The sequence below is a fragment of the Azospirillum sp. TSH58 genome, from assembly GCF_003119115.1.
Lineage (GTDB): Bacteria > Pseudomonadota > Alphaproteobacteria > Azospirillales > Azospirillaceae > Azospirillum.
In genome coordinates this window covers 518079-538306 of sequence record NZ_CP022363.1, presented here as the reverse complement: position 1 = coordinate 538306, position 20228 = coordinate 518079, and the positions used below count along the sequence as shown (strand labels likewise).

Annotated in this window: 17 protein-coding genes and 1 pseudogene; 8 read left to right on the top strand and 10 right to left on the bottom strand. The window is 66.9% G+C overall.

The annotated features are described in order from the left end of the window. The first annotated feature begins 22 nt into the window (after positions 1-22). A complete protein-coding gene (locus TSH58p_RS02275) occupies positions 23-718 on the top strand; it encodes an HD domain-containing protein (protein WP_109068744.1) in 696 nt (231 codons plus the stop codon). 194 nt (positions 719-912) lie between these two features. Then, complete coding sequence (locus TSH58p_RS02270) at positions 913-2835, top strand: tetratricopeptide repeat protein (RefSeq protein WP_109068745.1); 1923 nt, start codon at positions 913-915, stop codon at positions 2833-2835. Between the two features lie 9 nt (positions 2836-2844). Here the strand turns inward: TSH58p_RS02270 and TSH58p_RS02265 are convergent, their stop codons facing one another. The 3 genes from TSH58p_RS02265 to TSH58p_RS02255 all read right to left on the bottom strand — a co-directional run bounded on the left by TSH58p_RS02265 (position 2845) and on the right by TSH58p_RS02255 (position 4875). Further along, positions 2845-3771, bottom strand: coding sequence for an oxidoreductase (locus tag TSH58p_RS02265; RefSeq protein ID WP_109068746.1), 927 nt, complete (start codon positions 3769-3771; stop codon positions 2845-2847). Between the two features lie 94 nt (positions 3772-3865). After that, positions 3866-4438 carry a TetR/AcrR family transcriptional regulator gene (locus tag TSH58p_RS02260; protein WP_109068747.1) on the bottom strand — a complete coding sequence of 191 codons (573 nt, stop codon included), beginning with the start codon at positions 4436-4438 and terminating at the stop codon, positions 3866-3868. A gap of 242 nt (positions 4439-4680) precedes the next feature. Then, positions 4681-4875 carry a hypothetical protein gene (locus tag TSH58p_RS02255; RefSeq protein WP_014242058.1) on the bottom strand — a complete coding sequence of 65 codons (195 nt, stop codon included), beginning with the start codon at positions 4873-4875 and terminating at the stop codon, positions 4681-4683. A gap of 328 nt (positions 4876-5203) precedes the next feature. On the opposite strand from TSH58p_RS02255, the gene TSH58p_RS02250 reads away from it, so the two are divergent. After that, complete coding sequence (locus TSH58p_RS02250) at positions 5204-5734, top strand: hypothetical protein (protein WP_247873888.1); 531 nt, start codon at positions 5204-5206, stop codon at positions 5732-5734. 78 nt (positions 5735-5812) lie between these two features. After that, positions 5813-6868, top strand: coding sequence for a DUF808 domain-containing protein (locus TSH58p_RS02245; RefSeq protein WP_109068749.1), 1056 nt, complete (start codon positions 5813-5815; stop codon positions 6866-6868). 210 nt (positions 6869-7078) lie between these two features. On the opposite strand, the gene TSH58p_RS02240 is transcribed toward TSH58p_RS02245, so the two are convergent. The 3 genes from TSH58p_RS02240 to TSH58p_RS02230 all read right to left on the bottom strand — a co-directional run bounded on the left by TSH58p_RS02240 (position 7079) and on the right by TSH58p_RS02230 (position 10015). Further along, positions 7079-8356, bottom strand: a complete 1278-nt coding sequence (locus TSH58p_RS02240) for a TRAP transporter large permease (protein WP_109068750.1) — start codon at positions 8354-8356, stop codon at positions 7079-7081. After that, positions 8353-8871, bottom strand: coding sequence for a TRAP transporter small permease (locus TSH58p_RS02235; RefSeq protein WP_109068751.1), 519 nt, complete (start codon positions 8869-8871; stop codon positions 8353-8355). The genes TSH58p_RS02240 and TSH58p_RS02235 overlap by 4 nt, the downstream gene beginning before the upstream one ends. A 160-nt stretch (positions 8872-9031) precedes the next feature. Continuing rightward, complete coding sequence (locus TSH58p_RS02230) at positions 9032-10015, bottom strand: C4-dicarboxylate TRAP transporter substrate-binding protein (protein ID WP_109068752.1); 984 nt, start codon at positions 10013-10015, stop codon at positions 9032-9034. 185 nt (positions 10016-10200) lie between these two features. Between TSH58p_RS02230 and TSH58p_RS02225 the strand changes: the two genes are divergently transcribed. Further along, on the top strand, positions 10201-10920 hold the full coding sequence (locus tag TSH58p_RS02225) for a GntR family transcriptional regulator (RefSeq protein ID WP_109068753.1): 720 nt from the start codon (positions 10201-10203) through the stop codon (positions 10918-10920). Between the two features lie 395 nt (positions 10921-11315). Here the strand turns inward: TSH58p_RS02225 and TSH58p_RS02220 are convergent, their stop codons facing one another. The 4 genes and pseudogenes from TSH58p_RS02220 to TSH58p_RS02205 all read right to left on the bottom strand — a co-directional run bounded on the left by TSH58p_RS02220 (position 11316) and on the right by TSH58p_RS02205 (position 15295). Beyond that, positions 11316-12602 carry an MFS transporter gene (locus TSH58p_RS02220; protein WP_109068754.1) on the bottom strand — a complete coding sequence of 429 codons (1287 nt, stop codon included), beginning with the start codon at positions 12600-12602 and terminating at the stop codon, positions 11316-11318. A 284-nt stretch (positions 12603-12886) separates the two neighbouring features. Beyond that, positions 12887-13777, bottom strand: coding sequence for a LysR family transcriptional regulator (locus tag TSH58p_RS02215; protein ID WP_040137332.1), 891 nt, complete (start codon positions 13775-13777; stop codon positions 12887-12889). Between the two features lie 212 nt (positions 13778-13989). Beyond that, entirely contained in the window at positions 13990-14610 is a 621-nt protein-coding gene (locus TSH58p_RS02210) for a hypothetical protein (protein WP_109068755.1), read from the bottom strand. Positions 14611-14812: 202 nt separating this feature from the next. Continuing rightward, positions 14813-15295: pseudogene (locus TSH58p_RS02205) on the bottom strand (Lrp/AsnC family transcriptional regulator). Between the two features lie 140 nt (positions 15296-15435). Here TSH58p_RS02205 and TSH58p_RS02200 point away from each other — a divergent pair. The 3 genes from TSH58p_RS02200 (at position 15436) to TSH58p_RS02190 (ending at position 20124) form a co-directional block, all read left to right on the top strand. Continuing rightward, positions 15436-17844: a transketolase gene (locus TSH58p_RS02200; protein ID WP_109068756.1), complete on the top strand. Its 2409-nt coding sequence runs from the start codon at positions 15436-15438 to the stop codon at positions 17842-17844. A gap of 355 nt (positions 17845-18199) precedes the next feature. Next, positions 18200-18919 carry a calcium-binding protein gene (locus TSH58p_RS02195; protein ID WP_109068836.1) on the top strand — a complete coding sequence of 240 codons (720 nt, stop codon included), beginning with the start codon at positions 18200-18202 and terminating at the stop codon, positions 18917-18919. 119 nt (positions 18920-19038) lie between these two features. Then, entirely contained in the window at positions 19039-20124 is a 1086-nt protein-coding gene (locus TSH58p_RS02190) for a site-2 protease family protein (protein ID WP_109068757.1), read from the top strand. Positions 20125-20228: the final 104 nt, after the last annotated feature.

The following is a 20228-nucleotide window of genomic DNA, read 5'->3' as shown; positions in this document are numbered from 1 at the left end:
GCACGAAAGAGGACGAGCGCTCATGCCAAAAGATGTTGTGCTCAGCGATGTCGATGTCTGGGAAAGCTCCATCACCACGTGGCTGCGTTCCAACGTGGCCGAAGATCCGGCGCACGATGTCGGCCATCTTCTTCGCGTCTGGCGCACCGCCAAGGCCCTGGCCGCGGCGGAGGCCGAGCGGGACGGCGGACCGTCGTCCGATACGCTGGCCGACATGCTGGTCGTGCTGGCCGCCGCCCTGCTCCACGACATCGTGAACGTGCCGAAGGACCATCCGGACCGCAGCCGCGCCTCCCGCCTGTCGGCGGACCGGGCGGAGGAGGTTCTGCGCGGCATGGGCTTCCCGGACGCGCTGATCCCCGCCACCCGCCACGCCATCGAGGCGCACAGCTACTCCGCCGGCATCCCGCCGCTGACCGTGGAGGCGAAGCTGGTCCAGGACGCCGACCGTCTGGAAAGCCTGGGGGCCATCGGCATCGCCCGCTGCTTCGCCACCTCCGGCCTGATGAAGCGGGCGCTGTTCCACGGCGAGGACCCGATGGCCGAGACCCGCCCGCTGGATGACCTGCAATACGCGCTGGACCATTTCAAGGCGAAGCTGCTGCTCCTTCCCAACACCATGCAGACCTCGGCCGGCCGGGCGCGGGCTCAGGAGCGGGCGGCCTTCCTGCTGTCCTTCCAGGTCCAGCTTCTGGCGGAGATCGCCGGGGACGCCTGACGGCTCCCCAGCAGCGCGGGCTGCGTGTGGAGGCTGGCCCGACGACAACGCTCTCCTCGCCGGGGTGGCGAAGCGTTAGCTTGCCCTGATAGAGCGCGTCGCCATGGCGGTGCGGCTCGCACGGACCGGGCTGCGGCAGACGCAGCGCGGTTCGGTGTGTTGGGTGAACCGAAGCAATCCGGGTTGTATCGTCCATGAACAAGAACAGGCCATCCGGCGCTCCTTCCACGCCGGACATGCGCAAACTGTCGGACGCTCTGGCCCTGGCCCAGAAGGGCGATCTGGCGCGCGCCGTCGCGTTGTTCGAACAGGCGACCAGGGGCGCCGCCCTGACTCCGCAGATCGCCGGGTTCGGGCGGGACCTCCACGCGGCGGTCGGCAACGCGGCCTTCGGAAGCCAGCGCTACGACGACGCGTTGAGCGCGTTCGAGCGGGCGCGCCAATGCGATCCACATCATCCCGGCATCCTTCTGAACATCGGCAACACCCTGTTCAGGATGGGCGCCTACGACCGCGCCGCCGACGTGCTCGAACAGGCGCGGTCGCTGCACCCGGCGAGTCCCGACACGCTGCTCAGCCTCTCGGCGGTGCTGTTCCAACTGGGACGCCTCGCCGAGGCGGAGCGTCTGGCCCGTCGGGCGGCGGCGGTGGCGCCGAACGCCCCGGCGGTGTGGTTCAATCTGGGAACCGCCCTCAAGGGGCAGGACACGCTGGCCGCCGCGGCGGACGCCTACCGCCGCGCGCTGAGGATCGCGCCCGGGAACCCGACCGCCACGGTCGGGCTGATCCAGACCAAGCAGCGGTCCTGCGACTGGTCCAGCTTCGACGACGACGCGGTCGCGCTGGAGTCCATCGCCGCGCAGGGCGTGCCGGTCCAGGCCTCCATGATGCTGTCCCACCGCGTTTCCGCCCGGTCTCTGCTGGCGGCGGCGCGGGCGCACGCGCAGACGATCCGGTCGAAGCCGGTGCGGTTGAAGACGAAGCCCGGCAGGGCGGACGTCGTCACCATCGCCTACCTGTCGAACGATTTCCGCCAGCACCCGGTCGCCCAGCTTCTGGCCGGGGTGCTGGCGCTGCACGACCGGTCGCGTTTCCGGGTGCTCGCCTACAGCTACGGCCCGGACGACGGCAGCGTCGAGCGCCGCCGCATCCGCGAAGGCGTCGACCGCTTCATCGACATCGACTCCCTGACGGCGGAGGCCGCCGCCGAGACCATACGGCGGGACGGCGTCGACATCCTGATTGACCTGAAGGGCTACACCGGCCACCCGCGGCCGCACATCCTCGCCGCCCGGCCGGCACCGGTCCAGGTCCAGTTCCTGGGCTATCCCGGCACCCTGGGGGCACCCTGGATCGACTACATCGTCGCCGATCCCATCGCCCTGCCGCCCGACCTGGAGAGCGGCTTCACCGAGGCGGTCGCGCGGATGCCGCGCTGCTTCCTGCCGCGGGACCGCCGGTACGACGCGCCGCCGCCGCCGCCGCGGTCGGCCTGTGGGCTTCCGGCGGATGGCTTCGTGCTCGCCTGCTTCAACAACGCCTACAAGATCACGCCCGACCTCTGGGCCGTCTGGATGGCCCTTCTGCACCAAATTCCCGACGCCGTGCTGTGGCTCGCCCGGACGACCGCGGAGGCCGAGGGGAATCTGCGGCGGTCGGCCTCGTCGGCGGGGATCGCAGCGGACCGGGTCGTCTTCGCGCCCTGGGCACCGACCTTGGAGCACCATCTGTCCCGGCTCCAGAACGCCGACCTGATGCTGGACACCCTGCATTACGGCGCCCACACGACGGCGAGCGACGCGCTGTGGGTCGGACTTCCGCTGGTGACCTGTCCGGGGCACACGCTGCAGTCGCGCGTGGCCGCCAGCCTGCTCCACATCGCGGGCCTTCCCGGCTTCGTGACGGAGTCCCTGGCCCAGTATGAGGGCGTGGTTCTCCGGTGGGCGAAGGACCGCGGCGGCCTTGCGGCGGTTCGCGACAGGCTGCGCGCCGGACGCGATGATGGGCCGCTGTTCGATATGAACGCCTACACGGGCTTCCTCGATCAGGCGTTGCTGACGATGATGGACCGGCAGCGCCGGGGCGCGCCGCCGGCGACGTTCACGGTCGCCGGGTAGGAGCGCCTTTTATCCGACAACGTCGAATCGGGTCTTGGTAAGGCGCTCGGCGGTGTCCCAGAGCCGGCTCGCGAGCGCTTCGTCCGCGGCGGCGGCCGGAAGCCTGGCCGGAGCCGGGAAGCCTTTGCGTTCCCCGGCTCCGTTGGGGCCGTAATAGCCGCCGGCAGCCGCCTCGGGCGCGGTGGCGGCGAAAAGCCCGGGCAGAGCCCCCCGCTCGGCGCTCTGCGCGATCACCGGCGTGAGGAAGCGCCCCAACAGTTTGTAAAGGCCGGTGAAATGCGCCATCAGGTTCGTCACGGCGATCCCCGGGTGCGCCGCGAGGCTCGCAATGGGAGAGCCGGCCCTGCTCAACCGGCGCTGGAGTTCGAGGGCGAAGATCAGGTCGGCGAGCTTGGACTGGGCGTAGGCGCCGTACAACGAAACATATTTGCGCTCCGACTGCAGATTGTCGAAATCGATCCTGCCCTGATGCACGATGAGGCTTGCCAGCGTGACGATGCGGGTTCCGCTCGCCGGCTTCAGGCGTGGGAACAGCAGGGCCGTCAGGGCGAAGGGGCCGAGGAAGTTCGTTGCGAATTGCCGTTCGAAGCCGTCTTCGGTCAACTCGCGCCGCGGCAGAGCCATCACGCCGGCGTTGTTGATCAGGACATCGATCGATCCGCCGGGAAAGCGGTCGTCGATCGTCTCCACGAAGCGCCGCACGCTGCGCCGTGATGAGAGATCAAGAAGGGCCGGCGTGAGTTTGGCCTGCGGAACCTCCGCCCGAATCCGTCGGATGGCGTCCTCGGCCTTCGCTTCGGAGCGGGCCGGAAGGACGATCTCGGCACCGTGGCGGGCCAGTTCCAGCGCGGCATGGAAACCGATGCCGGAGTTGGCGCCGGTGATCACCGCGCGGCGGCCCTCCTGTGGAGGAATGTCGCTGGCCGTCCAGTTCATAGGCTTGTCCCTTTCCATAGTTCGCAGAAGGACGTTTGCAGAAGGACGAAAAACGATAGATGAGTGCCCAATCACTCATTTTTTGAGCAAACGGTCAGTCCCCGCTTGTCGCCCGCCAGAAGCTCTCGAACCCCTTGCGTCGGTAGAGCGCGTGCGCGGACGGGTTCTTGGCGATCAGTTCGATCGTCATCTCGGCGAGCGCCTCGAACACCGCGGCCGTGAACTCGCGCGACGACGAGCGCGCTCTGTCCGCGTCCGGTCCATCGAACAGGGCCGTCGCCATCGCCTCCATCGCGCCAAGCGCCGCCTTCCGGCTTTCCGGCGTGATCGTCCCGGACACGCGCAGTTGGCGGAGCGCCCGGCGCTTGACGTCGTTCCCGACGCTCCAGTCGATGTACGCGTCCCAGATCATTTCCCAACGGCCGGGAAGCTCCTCGCGCTGGAGGAAGCCGGCCAGCATCGCGTCGCCGAGTTCGCACTTCAACGCGACGTAGAGTTCGTTGAGCAGATCGTCCTTTGTGGGGAAGTAATTGAAGATGGTGCCTTCCGCCACCGCGGCCGACTTGGCGATCTTCGCGGTGCGGGCCGACAGCCCCTCCTCCGCCACCCAGTGCGCGGCGGCCGACAGGATCGCGGTTCGCTTGTCCTCGCTCAACGGCCGGGCCATGCCACCATCTCGATTGAGTGCTCACTCATTTTATGGCCTGATTTTATGACCTGGCTGGGGCATTTCCGCAAGAGTGCTGATTGGCAAAGGGTCGTCTAGCGATCCGGGACAGCGACGATCCTATGATCGTCGGGTGGACCGATGGGCAAAACGAAAAAGGACCGCTCCGAAGGAGTCGGTCCTTTTTTCCGGCCCGGATGGGCGGGCCGCCGCGTCGTGGGGCCGGAAGGCCCTGGCGCCGGTCATTCGCGCATCAGCGTCGGCAGATCGAGCGTCGAAGTGCTGGCCGCCGGAGCGTAGGTGCCGGACGACACGGCTTGGTATACGATATACAACGGAGTGGCCGAGAACCAAGCGCTGGCGAACTCCGTAACACCCTTGGCGATGCTCGACAGAAGGCCGTCGTGATGGCTGTGATGGGCGGAAGCGTAAGCCATGATGTGTCTCCTCTTTGCTGGTGGGGTTATTGTGCCGTGGTATACCCGATACCAGAAGCGCTATGCCCGCAGAGCAGCAAGTCCGAAAAATTACAGCTTCCTCAAGCGTTTAGGATCAAAACAGTCGGTAGAGCGAACCAAAAAAACTGGATACTCCGGTATGACTCTTCCCACATGATTGCGTATGTGTTTGCCGGGGGATCACGTATCCTCTCGTCATTGCCCCTGGAGATAATCTGGAGAGCCGTCTGTGCCGGTGCATGAGTGGCCGCAGATCGTACGCGCGTTGCGAAGGCTGCATGGCCTGACCACCGCGCAGTTTGCCGTCATGCTGGCCTCCACCGAGGAAACCGTTGCCCGCTGGGAATCCGGTGCCACCCTGCCCGACCCGCGGGAGCAGGCGCTGTTGCGCGACGTCCTGACCGGACATTTCCGGCACCATCCCACCTTCCTCGGCCTGAAGGCGATGGTGCGGAGCATGAACGAGAAATGCACCCTCTACACGCCGGGCCTGATCGCGCAGGCGGTGTCCCCGCCGCTGGCCCGATGGATCGAGCGGCACCGCTTCGACATCGTCGGCTCCTCGTTGCTGCCACGCATCGACGGCCTGACCGCGGAGATGATGGAGCGCCACGCCCTGCCCATGCTGGAGGGAACCAACGACGTCCTGTCGGTCTCCTACAATGACCGGGCCGTGGCCTTCCGCAACGCCGTCATCAACCGGCGGCTGAGCGTCGTCCCGGTGGACGGCGTGCGCGTCCTCGTTCTGGTGGACCGGGTGCTGTATCTGGACGACGGCCGGGACACGCCGGACCCGGATCTCCACATGCTCACCGCCGACGAGTTGGCCGACGGCTGACCGGCCCTCCGAAGGTCCGGCTTGCCCCCGGCCGCGTTGTCTGCTCCATGGACGCCGGTACGGAGGGGAGCCAAAGCCTTGAGCACGGGACTGATCGCATTGCTGGACGATGTGGCCGGGTTGGCGAAGGTCGCCGCGGCCTCGCTGGACGACGCCGCGGGGCAGGCGGCGCGGGCCGGAGCCAAGGCCGCCGGGGTGGTGGTGGACGACGCCGCGGTGACGCCGCGCTACATGGTCGGGTTCAGCGCCGACCGGGAACTGCCGATCATCGGCAAGATCGCGCTGGGCTCGCTGAAGAACAAGCTGGTGTTCCTGCTGCCCCTGGCGCTGGCGCTCAGCCTCGTCGCGCCCTGGGCGATCACGCCGCTGCTGATGCTCGGCGGCGGCTTCCTCTGCTACGAGGGGGCGGAGAAGGTGTGGGAGGCGCTGCGCCCCCACGCGGCGCATGAGGGCGCCGAGGGAGCGGGCGCCGCGGGGCAGGACGCCGCGCAGTTCGAGCGGGAGAAGGTCAACAGCGCCATCAAGACCGACCTAATCCTGTCGGCGGAGATCATGGCCATCGTCCTGTCCACGGTCGCCGCCGAAACCTCGTCCTTCTGGATGCAGGCCGCCGTTCTCGCGATCGTCGGGGCGGGCATCACCGGCCTCGTCTACGGCGCGGTGGCGCTGATCGTGAAGGCGGACGACGTCGGCCTGTCGCTGGCGCAGAACGGGCGCCCGGCGGCCAGCCTCCTGGGGTTGCGCACCCCCTCTCCCGCTGCGCCGGGCGGGGCCGACCGGGCGCTCGCCCCGGTGACGCAGGCGATCGGGCGCGGGCTGGTCAAGGGGATGCCGGTGTTCCTGAAGCTGCTGGCCCTGGTCGGCACCGCCGCCATGCTGTGGGTCGGCGGCGGCATCGTCATCCATGGGTTGGAAGGCTTCGGTCTGACCGCGGTCGGGCACGCGATCCACGGGGCCGCCGTGGCGGCGGGAGAGGCCGTGCCGGCGGCGAAGGCCGCGGTGGAATGGCTGGTCGGGGCGGCAGGGGCCGGGGTGTTCGGGCTGCTGCTCGGCGCCCTGCTGATCCCTCTGGTGCACACGGTGATCGAGCCGCTCTGGCGCATGGTGTCCGGAAAGCAAGGCGGCCACGGGTGAACGCGCGAAGGGGCGGCCCTGCCCGGACCGCCCCTTGGCGTTTGCCCTTCACACGCGGCCCTGCCCCGTTTCCACAATGACAAGGACGCTCCATGGACGGGGCTTGGTGTGCCCGGACCGGCCGTGGGTCCGCCGAGAGATCGGAGCGCCATATATTAGTATATCAGCGCCCCGCCCCAAGACAAGCCCCCCTTGCCCTCCCCTCAGGCCTCACATCAGCATGTTGGGCAGGAACAGCACCAGCCCCGGCCACAGCGTCAGCACGGCGACCAGCAGGACGATGGTGCCGACGAAGGGCAGCGATTCGACGACATACTCCTCCACCGGGCAGTCGAGCAGGCTGCACACCGTGTACATCGCCACGCCCACCGGCGGCGTCATCGAGCCCAGAGTCACGATGGTCATCATCAGGATGCCGAAATGCACCGGATCGACGCCCAGCGGCGTCACGATCGGCAGGAAGATCGGCGTCAGCAGCAGGACCAGCACCGTGCTTTCGACGAACAGGCCGGCGATGAACAGGAAGATCAGGATCAGCGCGACCACCAGCAGCGGGTTGGTGGTGAGCTGGGTCATCGCCTCGGCGATGGTCTGGGGCGCCTGCTCGAAGATGATGGCGTAGCCGACCATGCCCGAGAACAGGATGATGAGCATGATCAGGCCGGTGTCCACCACCGCTTCCTGAAGCGCCTCGGCCACCGCGGCCCAGGTCAGCTCCCGGTGCAGCAGGAAGCCGACGACGGCGGCGTAGACGACGGCGAAGGCGCCGACCTCCGACGGGGTGAACAGGCCGCCGCGGATGGCGAACAGCAGGGCCACCGGGAACAGCAGCGCCCATTTGGCGTCGGCCACCGCCCGCCATACGGTGCGCAGGGTCGGGCGCTCCGCCATCTCCGGGCGGTAGCCGCGGCGGCGCGCGATCAGCCAGACGGTCAGCATCAGCCCGGCCATCATCATGAAGCCCGGAATGACGCCGGCCAGGAACAGCCGCCCGATCGACACGTTGCCGACGAAGCCGTAGAGGATCAGCCCCAGGCTGGGCGGGATGGTCGCGGTGATCAGCGAGCCGACCGCGATGGCGGCGGCGGTGAAGCCCTTCGAGTAGCCGCGGGCGATCAGGCTGGGGCCGAGGATGCGGGCCTCCATCGCCGCGTCGGCCACCGCCGAGCCGGAGACGCCGCCCATCAGGGTGGACAGCACGATGCAGACCTGCGCCAGCCCGCCGGACATCCAGGAGACCAGCACGTTGGAGCAGTTGATCAGGCGGCTGGTGATGCCCGTCCGGTTCATCATGTGACCGGCCAGCACGAAGAAGGGCACGGCCAGCAGCGGGAAGCTCTGCGAGGCCGAGGCGACCTGCTGCACCCCGATGGACATCGGGATGATGTCGTTCGTGGCGAAGAAGGAGAAGCCGGCGATGCCGATGGCAAAGGCGATGGGAAGGCCGAAGGCCATCAGCGCGAAGAAGGTGACGGCAAGCAGGGTCACGGCACGACCTCCTCGATGTCGCCGGATTTCGGGGCCGGGGCGAAGACCGGCTTGGGGTGGCTGCGCAGCTCGCGCAGGGTGTCCAGGATCTGCCCGGTCAGCGTGATGGCGAGCAGCAGGCAGCCCACCGGCACCGCGGCGGTGACGAAGGCGTAGCTGATGCCGCTGTCGCCGAACTGGCGTTCCAGGTTCAGCATGGTCAGGCGGTAGCCCATCACCGTCATGGTGACGAGGAAGGCGAGAACCAGCACGCCCAGCACGACATCCAGCACGGCCCGGGTGGAATTGGGCAGGCGCTTGACCAGATAGTCGATGCCGATGTGGGCGCGCTTGCGCAGCGCCATGTCGGCGCCGAGGAAGGCGACCCAGACGAACAGGAGCTGCGCCACGTCCACCGACCAGACCAGGGGATGGCCGAACCAGCGCATGACGCCGGCGGCGAAGACGAGCAGAACGATGGCGGCGAGGAGAAGCATCGCCAGGACGGCTTCCCCCTTGTGAAACAAGGACGACATGATGGCGATCCCTTGATGGCGGCGGGCGGCTTTGGATTGGGAAGCCTTGCCCCCACCCCGGCCCTCCCCCGCTTTGCAGGGGAGGGAGAATTCGTCCCCCTTCCCTGCGCAAGCGGGGGAGGGTCAGGGTGGGGGCAAGGTCGGCGCGGATCGACCCCCGTCAGTTCTGCAGCAGCTTTTCCACGTCCTTGTGGAGTTCGGCGTAGCCCAGCTTCTCGTAGACCGGCGCCGTGGCCTTGCGGAACGGCGTCACGTCGATCTCCTCGATCGTCACGCCCTTCTCCTTCATCTGCTTCTCGAAGTCGGCGAGCGACGCCTGGGTGGCGCGCGACGCGCTGTCGCCGGCCTTCAGCGCCTCTTCCTTCAGGATCGTCTGCTGCTCCGGCGGCAGCTTGTCGAACCAGGTGGCGCTGGTGACGATGCCGGTGATCAGGTTGATGTGGCCGGTCTTGGTGATGCGGTTGGTCACCTCGTAGAGGCGCGCGCCGAAGCTGGCGGGGTGCTGGGCCTCGACGCCGTCGATCACCTTCTGCTGGAGGCCGGTGTAGACCTCCGACCAGCCCATCGGGGTCGGCGTGGCGCCCATGGCGCGGATCGTCTCCATCCACACCGGCGCGCCCGGCGTGCGCATGCGGATGCCGGCGAGGTCTTCCGGCCCCTTGACCGGCTTGTTGGTCAGCAGGTGCCGTTCGCCCTGCCACCAGTTGAAGGACAGCACCTGATGGCCCGACGCCTTGCGCAGCTTCTCCGACCACTGGTCGAACAGCGGCGAGGTGACGACCTTTCGGATGCCGTCGTAGCCCTGGGCGAGGTACGGGCCGCCCAGAACGCCGAACTCCTTCACGAAGACGGCCAGACGCCCGCCGTCGACGACGACCGCGACTCCGGCCCCGGCGCGGGCCTGCTCCAGCACGTCCTCGTCCTTGCCGAGCTGCGAGCCGGGGAACAGGCGGACGGCCATCTTGCCGCCGGACCGCGACTCGACGTTCTTCTTGAACTCCTCCAGCCCCCGGTAGAGCGGGTCCTGCTGGGCCAGCGCGGTGTTGACGCTGAGCGTGTAGTCGGCGGCCAGCGCGCCGCCGGCGACGGTGGCCAGCGCAAAGCCGAGGGCGGCCACGCGCCAGGTGCGGGTGATGATGCTCAATGTTTCCTCCCTTTGAGGACAACGCCTCTTGCACGGAGGCGATTGTTCGGTACGCAACTGGTATGGTAGTATACAAGAATGGTGTTGTCCATGGGCTTGCGAACGGTGCAGGATGAATCCGCCGCCCGGGATCGTCCGGGCGCGCACCGGCGGGACGGACCCAAAAAAGAAGGGATGGGGGGAGCATGTTGAGGAGGATCGAGCCCGATTCGACGGAGCCCGTGGCGCGACGCGTCTTCCGGGAGCTGCGCCACGCCATCGTGACGATGCAGTTCCAGCCCGGCCAGCCGCTGTCCGAGCAGGAGGTCGCGGGCCAGCTCGGCGTCAGCCGCCAACCGGTGCGCGAGGCCTTCATCAAGCTCAGCGAATCCGGGCTGGTCATCATCCGCCCGCAGCGCGGCACCTTCGTGGTGAAGATCTCGGCCAAGCAGGTGATGGACGCCCGCTTCGTCCGCGAGGCGGTCGAGTTGGCCGTGGCCCGCAAGGCCGGCGAGGGCTTGCCCGCCCGCGCCGTCACGGAGCTGGAGACCAACCTGAAGGCCCAGCGCGACGCCGCCCAGAGCACCAACCCGGCGGCCTTCCTGGAACTGGACGAAGCCTTCCACCGCACCATCGCTCTGGGCGTCGATTGCGAATACGCGTGGCGGGTGGTGGAGGAAACCAAGGCCCAGATGGACCGTGTGCGCTACCTCAGCCTGCCGCAGGCGACCCCGCTGGATCGGCTGATCGCCCAGCACGAGCAGATCGTCGAGGGCATCCGGGCGCGCTGTCCCGACGCCGCCGAGGCCGCCATGCGCGTGCATCTGCGCGAGATCCTGAACTCCCTGCCCGAACTGGCCCAGCGCTTCCCCGACCTGTTCGACAGCGATTCCGTCCCCGCCGAATCGATCGCCGAATCCGCATGACCACTGGGATCGCAGCGCTGCAACAGAGTCAGTAGCAGCGCTGTGAAGAGCGCTGCGAATACTTCCATTCATCAGGCTCTCGACTTATAACAGCGCTATGTTGCGCTGCAATATCGATATGGAAGGCATGCGAATTGCGCGGTTTGTCTTTAATCCGCGCGGTGCGAACATTGGCTCAACACGGAAACGGGGCTCGCCCCGCCGCCCGCCAAAGCCAATCGGAGCCATGCCATGAAGACCCACATCATCGCCCGCCTCGTCATCGTCAGCGGCTTCGCCCTCGCCTCCCTGCTGACCGCCGCCGTCCAGTAAACCGTTCGTCCAAATGGAAAAAGGGCCGCGCGGCCCGGGTCTTCCCGGATCGCGCGGCCCCATGAGACGAGACGAGGTCCGGGTCAGTCGGCGTGGGCGCCGCTCGGCACCGCCGGGGGCGTGACCTTGTTCCGGCCCCACTGGCCGAGAACCACCAGCACCACGATGAAGGCCGTGATGTCGAAGACCGACAGGCAGACGAACAGCGGCTCGTAACCGATCGTGCTGGCGAGCTGGCCGATGATCAGCGAGAAGATCATGCCGCCCATGTAGCCGGCCATGCCGCCGAAACCGGTCGCCGTGGCGACGTCCTGCTTCTCGAAGGTGTCGGTGACCAGGGCGTAGAGCAGGCTCGACAGCATCTGGTGCGCGAAGGCGCCGACCGAGAACAGGAAGATGGCGGTGATCGGGCTGCTGGTCAGGCCGATCAGGGCCGGGCCGATCATGCACACCGCGCCGATGCCGATGCCGGCGATGCGCGAGTTGACCAGCGACATGCGGAAGCGCTTGGCGAAGAAGGGCGACAGGTAGCCGCTGAGGACGCAGCCGATGTCGGCGAACAGGAAGGGCAGCCAGGCGAACAGCGCGAACTGCTTGATGTCCATGCCGCGCGTGCTGACCATGTAGAGCGGGATCCAGAAGCTGAAGGTCTGCCACGCCGGCTCGGTCAGGAAGCGGGCGGCGGCGATGCCCCAGAACTTGCGCATGGTGACGACGCGCTTCATCGAGGGCTTGGGAAGCTGCACCTGCTCCTGGCCGTCCAGGATGTAGGCGTGCTCCTCCTTGGTCAGGCGCGGGTGGTTCTCCGGGTTGCGGTACAGCGCCAGCCACAGCATCGACAGGCCGACGCCCAGCAGGCCGGTGACGACGAAGGCGATCTGCCAGCTCCAGGTCACGGACAGCCAGATCACCAGCGGCGGGGCGATCATGGCGCCGACCGAGCTGCCGGTGTTGAACCAGCCCGTGGCGATGGACCGCTCCTTGGCCGGGAACCACAGGGTGGCGGTCTTGGCGCCCGACGGCATGGCCGCCGCCTCGCTGATGCCCAGCAGGCCGCGGAAGAAGGCCATCGACTGCCAGCCGCCGGAGAATGCGTGCAGGGCCGCCGCGCTGCCCCAGACGAAGGCGAACATCGCGTAGCCGAACTTCAGACCGATGAGGTCCGTCACGTAGCCGGCGATCGGCTGCATCAGGCTGTAGCAGAGCTGGAACACGCTGACGATGTAGGAATACTGCTCCGTCGTGAAGTGCAGTTCTTCCTTGAGCATCGGCGCCAGGATGCCCAGCGTGTTGCGGTCGATGTAGTTGATGATCGTCCCCAGCATGATGAGCGCCAGGACTTTCCATCTCAGGCCACGCACTAACTTCATGACTTCCTCACTTGCCTGTTCATCGGCAGGCATGGGCGCACGCCTTTCCCGTCCGGGAATTTCCTGGCGATTGCAATTTTTCGGATGGGGCCCAGGGCTTGAAAGCTGACACGCGGTGGGCTCCGCATATGCAGCATATATTAATATATCAGTTCAGCGCGCAAGCGCTAAGTCGGCCGTTCCGTCCTGACCGACAATATGTCGCATACCAGATGGCAGAAAAAACAAAAGGGCACGGCCCTGTCCGGCGCCGTGCCCCTGTCCGCCAACCCGTTGAGCGGGAACTAGAATTGGCTCTCCGCAACCTTCTTGACCAGGAAGTCGCGGAAGACCGCGATGCGCTTGGAATGGCGCAGTTCCTCCGGATAGACGAAGAAGGCGTCGACCTTCGACCCCGACTGGTCCGGCAGCACCCGCACAATGTCGTTCAGGCCGGTCACCAGATAGTCGGGCAGCGAGCCGACACCCAGTCCGCTCTCGACGGCGCGGAAGATCGCGTACAGGTTGTTGACCTGAAGGACGGTCCGGTCGCGGGCCACCGGATCGGTCACCAGATCGCGCAGCCAATGGGTGTTGGCGAAGGGCGCGCGCAATTCCTGCGGATAGGTCACCAGATCGTGGGAGGCGAGATCGGCCACCGTCTGCGGCTCCCCCTTGCGGTCCAGGTACCGGCGGTGCGCGTAGAGGTGCGAGCGGAAAGTCATCAGATGCCGCTGGATCAGGTCCGGCTGGCGCGGCGGGCTGACGCGGATCGCCACATCGGCCTCGCGCATGCCCAGATCCAGTTCCGTGTCGGTGATCAGCAGGGTGAGCTGGATGTCCGGGTAGAGCGCCAGGAATTCCCCGATGCGCGGGGTCAGCCATGTCGAGCCGAAGGCGGCCGTGGCCGTCACCTTCAGCGGCCCCTTGGCGGCGTCCTTGCTCTCGCTCAGCATCGCTTGGGTCATCGACAGCTTCGCGAAGATGTCGCGCGCCGCGTGATTCAGCAACTCGCCCTGCTCGGTCAGGATCAGGCCGCGGGCGTGCCGGTGGAACAGCGGAACGCCGAGGCTGTCCTCCAGCGCGCTGATCTGCCGGCTGACCGCCGATTGGCTGAGGTTGAGGGCCTCGCCCGCGTGGGTGAAGCTGCCGGCCTCGGCCACAGCGTGGAACACCCGCAACTTGTCCCAGTCCATCATCCCGTCCTGCTTCCCCATGCCTTCGCCTGTCGGTCGGGGTCTGTCAGCGGGAAAATTCGCCGAGCGCCCCGGTTCCAATACTCTTTATGGCAAAAAGCGGCGCAGGTCTTCCATCGCGAACGTCATGAGCGGTCCGGACGATGGGATGTTGAACGTGTTGAAAGCGGGATTACGGTCGGCGGACCGCGGTTGTCACAGCGCACACACGCTCACATGGACGCGATGTCCTTTTTCGCCGTGTCCGTCAGGAGTCGATCGAAGCTTTCGGACTTGAAGCCCAGAGCGCTGAGCTTTTCCCCCGCCGCGCGTTCCGAGTCGGTCCGCGCCAGCTTGTTCAAGGCGAATTCCGCCGTCAACTTCACGGTGGTCGCGCCTTCGTCCGTTTGACCCATCAGCGAGCTGCGTTCCCGCATCGCGCCTCGCATCTCGTTCGAGATCGCGACCGCCTGGTCCAGGCGCAACCCCGAATTTGCCATTTTATCGATGGCGGACAACCGCGCTTCGATGCTTTCCGAAAGCGTTCTGATCTTTTTCTGCCTTTCGGTTTCCTGTCCGACACCCGCCTCGATGGCGCCCTTCCAGAAGGTCTGGCTGCGGGATTCCTTCAGTTTCCCCGAAAGCGCATCGTTCATTTCGTCGGCCGACATCTGGCCGGACGAAACGAAGAGACCCAATGCACTTCGGTCGTCAGTCGACAACTTGCCGAACAGCGAAAGCGCGTCACCCTTCAAGGCCGATGCCAACGGGCTCAAAGCCACATGGTCGGCCCTCCCGCCGCCGTTGCTCGCTTCGTCCTCCTTGGTCCGGCTCACCGGCGGCTTGGAGGGCATCGTCGGATGTGCCGACGCTGAAGGGACCGCACTGCTCAAGGAAATGTTTGACATCCTCCCCCCAATCACGCCACAGCCCTGGAACCCAAGGAAATGATAAAGCCACTCATGCCGTTGATCAATAAAATAGAATATAATTAGAAGTCTAACCAATGACCTCGGCATGAATACTTAGTTATCTATGGATCCATGGCCGTCCTGTTCACCCCGCCAGATGGCCCAGCGGCAGGGCCGTGCGGTAGCGCACCTGCTTCAGCGCGAAGCTCGACCGGATGTTGGCGACCCCGGGAATCCGCGTCAGATGCTCCTTCAGAAAGCGCTCTTAGCTGGCGAGGTCGGGCACCACCACGCGCAGCAGGTAATCGGCGTCGCCGGTCATCAGGTAGCATTCCATCACCTCCGGCAGCGCCATCACGGCGGCCTCGAAGGCGTCGATCCGCTCTTCCACCTGCCGCTCCAGGCTGACGCTGACGAAGACGTTCACCGGCAGATCGACGGCGGCGGGATCGACCAGCGCGACGTGCCGGGTGATGACGCCCGCCTCCTCCAGCGCCTTGACCCGGCGCAGGCAGGGGGACGGCGACAGGCCGACGCGCTCCGCCACCTCGTTGTTGGGCATCCGCCCGTCCTGCTGGAGCAGGGCCAGGATCTTCCGGTCGATACGGTCGAGTTTGATTTTTGGCATTTCATGCCGTCCGGCCCAGTTTCGCGCAATCCGATGCTAAACCGGCGGCGTTTTCGGCGCCACTTTGCAAACTCCTGCCGCGGCACAAATGATAGGCTTCACCAATCATCGACCGCCGTTCCGTTGAAAGGGGAACAGACATGGACGCGACCGTTCCGAACCACGTCGACCTCGCCTGCCTGCGCGAGCTGGAGCGCAAGGTTCTCTGGCTCGCGTCCTGGACGATCCACAACGCCAACCACGTCCGCCCCAACCAGGACGGGCTGAAGATCGGCGGGCATCAGGCGTCCTCGGCCTCATTGGCGACGATCATGACGGCGCTCTATTTCCAGGCCCTGCGCCCCGAGGACCGGGTGGCGGTGAAGCCGCACGCCAGCCCGATCTTCCACGCCATCCAGTATCTGCTGGGCAACCAGACGCGCGGGAATCTGGAGAATTTCCGCGGCTTCAAGGGCGCCCAGTCCTACCCGTCGCGGACCAAGGACGTGGACGACGTGGACTTCTCCACCGGCTCGGTCGGGCTGGGGGTGGCGCAGACGCTCTTCGCCTCGCTGGTCCAGGACTATGTGAAGGCCAAGGGCTGGGCGAAGGATCTGCCCGAGGGGCGCATGGTGTCGCTGGTCGGCGACGCCGAGATGGACGAGGGCAACATCTTCGAGGCGCTTCAGGAAGGCTGGAAGCACGGGCTGCGCAACACGTGGTGGATCGTCGACTACAACCGGCAGAGCCTGGACGCGGTGATCCGCGAGGGGCTGTGGGAGCGGCTGGAGAACATCTTCCGCGCCTTCGGCTGGGACGTGGTGATCCTGAAATACGGCGCGCTGATGCAGGCGGCCTTCCAGGAGGAGGGCGGCCAGCGCCTGCGCGACTGGATCGACCGGTGCCCGAACCAGCTCTATTCCGCGCTGACCTACCAGGGCGGAGCGGCGTGGCGGAAACGGCTGCTCGACGATCTGGGCGACCAGGGGCCGGTGACCCGCCTGATCGAGCGCCGCAACGACGAGGAGCTGGCCCGGCTGATGGGCAATCTCGGCGGCCACGACCTGCCCTCTTTGCTCGACGCCTTCGCCCAGGCGCGCACGCACGACCGGCCGGTCTGCTTCATCGCCTACACCATCAAGGGCGCCGGGCTGCCGCTGGCCGGGCACAAGGACAACCATTCCGGCCTGATGACCCCGGCGCAGATGGAGGCGTTCCGCGCCGCCAACGCCGTCCGTCCGGGCCACGAGTGGGACCGCTTCGAAGGGCTGAGCCGGCCGGCGGCGGAGCTGGACGCCTTCCTGAAGCGGGTGCCCTTCGCGGCCAAGGGGCGGCGCCGCCATGGCGCGGCGGCGGTCCCGGTGCCGGCGGCTCTGGCGGCCCCGTCGCAGAAGGCGCTGTCCACCCAGGCGGCCTTCGGCCTGATCCTGAACGAGTTGGGGCGGGAGAAGACGGAGCTGGCGGAGCGCATCGTGACGACCGCGCCGGACGTGACGGTCTCCACCAACCTCGGCGCCTGGGTGAACCGCCGCGGCCTGTTCGCCAAGAGCGCGCTGGCCGACCTGTTCAAGAAGGAGCGCATCCCCTCCACCTACACATGGGACTTCTCGCCCGACGGCCAGCATTTCGAGCTGGGCATCGCCGAGTCCAACCTGTTCATCCTGCTGTCGGCGCTGGGCCTGTCCCATTCGCTGTTCGGGGAACGGCTTCTGCCCATCGGCACCGTCTACGACCCCTTCGTGATGCGGGCGGCGGACCAGATGAACTACGCCTGCTATCAGGACGCGCGATTCCTGCTGGTGGCGACCCCGTCCGGCGTATCCCTGGCTCCGGAAGGCGGGGCGCACCAGTCCATCGCCACGCCGCTGGTCGGCATGGCCCAGGACGGGCTGGCCTGCTTCGAGCCGGCCTTCGCCGACGAGCTGGCCGTCACCATGCGCTGGGCCTTCGACTACATGCAGCGGGAGGGCGAAGGCGAGCCGGACGAGCGGAACTGGCTGCGCGACGAGACCGGCGGCTCGGTCTATCTGCGCCTGTCCTCCCGCGTGCTGGAGCAGCCGGTCCGGACCATGGACGCGGAGCTGGAGAACGGCATCGTCCAGGGCGCCTACTGGCTGCGCCGCCCCGGCCCGAACGCCCAGGTGGTGGTCGCCTACAGCGGCGTGGTGGCTCCGGAGGCCATCGAGGCGGTGGGCATGCTCGGCGAGGACCGCCGCGACGTCGGGCTGCTGGCCGTCACCTCCGCCGACCGGCTGCACGCCGGCTGGAGTGCCGCCCAGCGGGCGCGCGAGCGCGGGAAGCCCCACGCGCGCTCCCATGTCGAACGGCTGCTGGAGGGAGTCCCGCCCCATTGCGCGCTGGTGACGGTGCAGGACGGGCATCCGGCGGGGCTGGGCTGGCTGGGCTCGGTCCACGGACACCGCACGCGGGCGCTGGGAGTGGAGCATTTCGGCCAGACCGGCACCATCGCCGACCTCTACCGCCATCACGGGATCGACGCCCAGGCCATCGTCCGCGCCGCGGAGGCGCTGTCCCCCGGCCGCCCGGTCCGTTACTTGAAGGCGGTGTAGCCTGAATCGAGCGCCGGCGGCGTCGGTCGCGCTGCCGGCGCCGCCATTCTTGAGCGACCGCTGCGGGCGCTCCGCCGCCGGAACGGCTTTTCTCAGACAGAAAAATAATCCCCGCCGTCGGCGACGAAAGACGAGAAGCAGGCGCGTCAAAATGACGCTATAGATTAGTTAGATATCTAATCATGAACAACGCCATCAATATCAACGGCTTCCAACACTGATATTTCACCAGTTCTCACTCCTTTGAATTCATTTGATTTCGAATTTATACAAGGGTAACCGGTTTCAAATCGCACTCCATTGACTCCAACACACGCTGTTGGCGAAAAACACAGGCCGCTTTGCGGCTAATAATATGGAGAAACTTGCGATGACGACCTGGTACGGAACTTCCGGGAATGACATCTATGACGCTCCTTCGGGACCGAACATGTTGTTCGGGCAGGGCGGGAACGACGATATCCTGGGCAACACGGACGCCGACTACATTGATGGTGGCGACGGCAACGACACGCTGTACGGCAGCTTCGGGAACGACAGCCTGTATGGCGGCAGCGGGGCCGACACGCTGTACGGCAACGACAACAACGACCTCCTGAGCGGTGACATCGGGGACGACTTCCTCTACGGCGGAAACAACAACGACACGCTGTACGGCGGGGCCGGCAACGACACGCTGTTCGGGGATTACGGGTCGGACATCGGCCTGGACGTCCTGGCGGGCGGAGCCGGCAACGATGTCCTTTACGGCGGCTACGACAACGACAACTACCTCTACACCTGCAATTCGGACGGCATCGATCTCATTTCGGATTCGCACGGCGACTACGACCGGCTCCGCATGAACGGCCCCACGGCGCCCAACCAGCTCGAATACTATCGGGCCAGCACCTTCGGCGGCGATTCCAACGACCTCCTGTTCTTCACCAAGGCCGACGCCGCCGACGGCACCATCAGCGAGTACATCATCATCGACGACTTCTGGAACGGCAGCGCCGCCGGCGCCGGCCGCATCGAGTATCTGAACCTCAGCGGCACGGATTACTGGTTCAACACCGTCGTCTGGGGTCTGTAAGGTCGTTGGGGGGCTGGGCCGGCCCAGCCCTCCTTCCAATCGGGCCATGACGCCGCCCGCCGCGCGACACCACATAAGGATTCGGTCGAACAACGGTCACAGCGCGAGGCGAGGTCGGGATGAGCTGGTCGATCCCCATCGGCACCGTGAAGGGCACGGTGATCCGCATCCACATCACCTTCTTCCTGTTCCTTCTGTGGATCGGCGCCGCCTACCACGCGCAGGGCGGCTGGCCGGCGGCGCTGGAGGGGGTGGTGTTCCTCTCGCTGCTGTTCCTCTGCGTGCTGTTGCACGAGTTCGGGCACGTCTTCGCCGCGCGGCGCTACGGAGTGCGGACGCCGGACATCACCCTGCTGCCCATCGGCGGGGTGGCCCGGCTGGAGCGGTTGCCGGAAAAGCCGTCGCAGGAGCTGGTGGTGGCGCTGGCCGGGCCGGCGGTCAATCTGGTGATCGCGGCCCTGCTCTACGCGGCGCTCGGCGGCTTCGTATCGGCGGGGGCGGCGGAGGTGCGGAACGCCGGCATCGACGTGCTGTCGCGGCTGGCCGTGGTCAACCTGTTCCTGGCCCTGTTCAACCTGATCCCGGCCTTCCCGATGGACGGCGGGCGCGTGCTGCGGGCGGTGCTGGCGAGCCGCATGGGCTATGTCCGCGGCACCCAGGTGGCGGCCTCGGTCGGGCAGGCGGTGGCCATCGGGCTGGGGCTGCTCGGGCTGTTCGGCAACCCGATGCTGCTGTTCATCGCGCTGTTCGTCTATCTGGGCGCCTCGTCGGAGGCCCACGCGGTGCAGATGCGGGAGATCACCCACGGCGTGGTCGTGTCGGACGCCATGGTCACCAGTTTCGAGACGCTGCCCCCCTCCGGCGTGCTGGAGGACGCGGTGCAATGCCTGATCCGCACGACCCAGCACGAGTTCCCCGTGGTGGATGGGGCGGGCAAGCTGCGCGGCGTGCTGACCCGTGACGACCTGATCCGCGCCCTGCGCGACCGCGGCCCGGACACGCCGGTGCTGGAGGTGATGCGCCCCGACATCCCGGTGATCCACCGGCACGGCAAGCTGGAGGAGGCGCTGCGGCTGATGCAGGAGAAGAGCCTGCCCGCGGTCGGCGTCGATGACGGCAACGGGCGGCTGGTCGGTCTGGTGACGCCGGAGAATGTGGGGGAGATGATGATGGTCCAGGCCGCCCGGCACGCGCTTCGCCGCTGACCGCCTCCCCCTTCCGTCGCGCCCCCTCTCCCTTCGGGAACAAGCGGGGGACGGGGGCATTGTGCTAGGACAGCGGATGCCCCCACAGCGGAAGGGAGGATGAC

Bases quoted from the DNA above. Each gene is read 5' to 3' on its own strand.
- TSH58p_RS02255 (WP_014242058.1), bottom strand. From the start codon at position 4,875: ATGGCTTACGCTTCCGCCCATCACAGCCATCACGACGGCCTTCTGTCG.
- TSH58p_RS02195 (WP_109068836.1), top strand. From the start codon at position 18,200: ATGGAGAAACTTGCGATGACGACCTGGTACGGAACTTCCGGGAATGAC.
- TSH58p_RS02250 (WP_247873888.1), top strand. From the start codon at position 5,204: ATGCTGGCCTCCACCGAGGAAACCGTTGCCCGCTGGGAATCCGGTGCC.
- TSH58p_RS02270 (WP_109068745.1), top strand. From the start codon at position 913: ATGAACAAGAACAGGCCATCCGGCGCTCCTTCCACGCCGGACATGCGC.
- TSH58p_RS02225 (WP_109068753.1), top strand. From the start codon at position 10,201: ATGTTGAGGAGGATCGAGCCCGATTCGACGGAGCCCGTGGCGCGACGC.
- TSH58p_RS02215 (WP_040137332.1), bottom strand. From the start codon at position 13,777: ATGGACTGGGACAAGTTGCGGGTGTTCCACGCTGTGGCCGAGGCCGGC.
- TSH58p_RS02200 (WP_109068756.1), top strand. From the start codon at position 15,436: ATGGACGCGACCGTTCCGAACCACGTCGACCTCGCCTGCCTGCGCGAG.
- TSH58p_RS02235 (WP_109068751.1), bottom strand. From the start codon at position 8,871: ATGTCGTCCTTGTTTCACAAGGGGGAAGCCGTCCTGGCGATGCTTCTC.
- TSH58p_RS02190 (WP_109068757.1), top strand. From the start codon at position 19,039: ATGAGCTGGTCGATCCCCATCGGCACCGTGAAGGGCACGGTGATCCGC.
- TSH58p_RS02210 (WP_109068755.1), bottom strand. From the start codon at position 14,610: ATGCCCTCCAAGCCGCCGGTGAGCCGGACCAAGGAGGACGAAGCGAGC.
- TSH58p_RS02220 (WP_109068754.1), bottom strand. From the start codon at position 12,602: ATGAAGTTAGTGCGTGGCCTGAGATGGAAAGTCCTGGCGCTCATCATG.
- TSH58p_RS02265 (WP_109068746.1), bottom strand. From the start codon at position 3,771: ATGAACTGGACGGCCAGCGACATTCCTCCACAGGAGGGCCGCCGCGCG.
- TSH58p_RS02275 (WP_109068744.1), top strand. From the start codon at position 23: ATGCCAAAAGATGTTGTGCTCAGCGATGTCGATGTCTGGGAAAGCTCC.
- TSH58p_RS02260 (WP_109068747.1), bottom strand. From the start codon at position 4,438: ATGGCCCGGCCGTTGAGCGAGGACAAGCGAACCGCGATCCTGTCGGCC.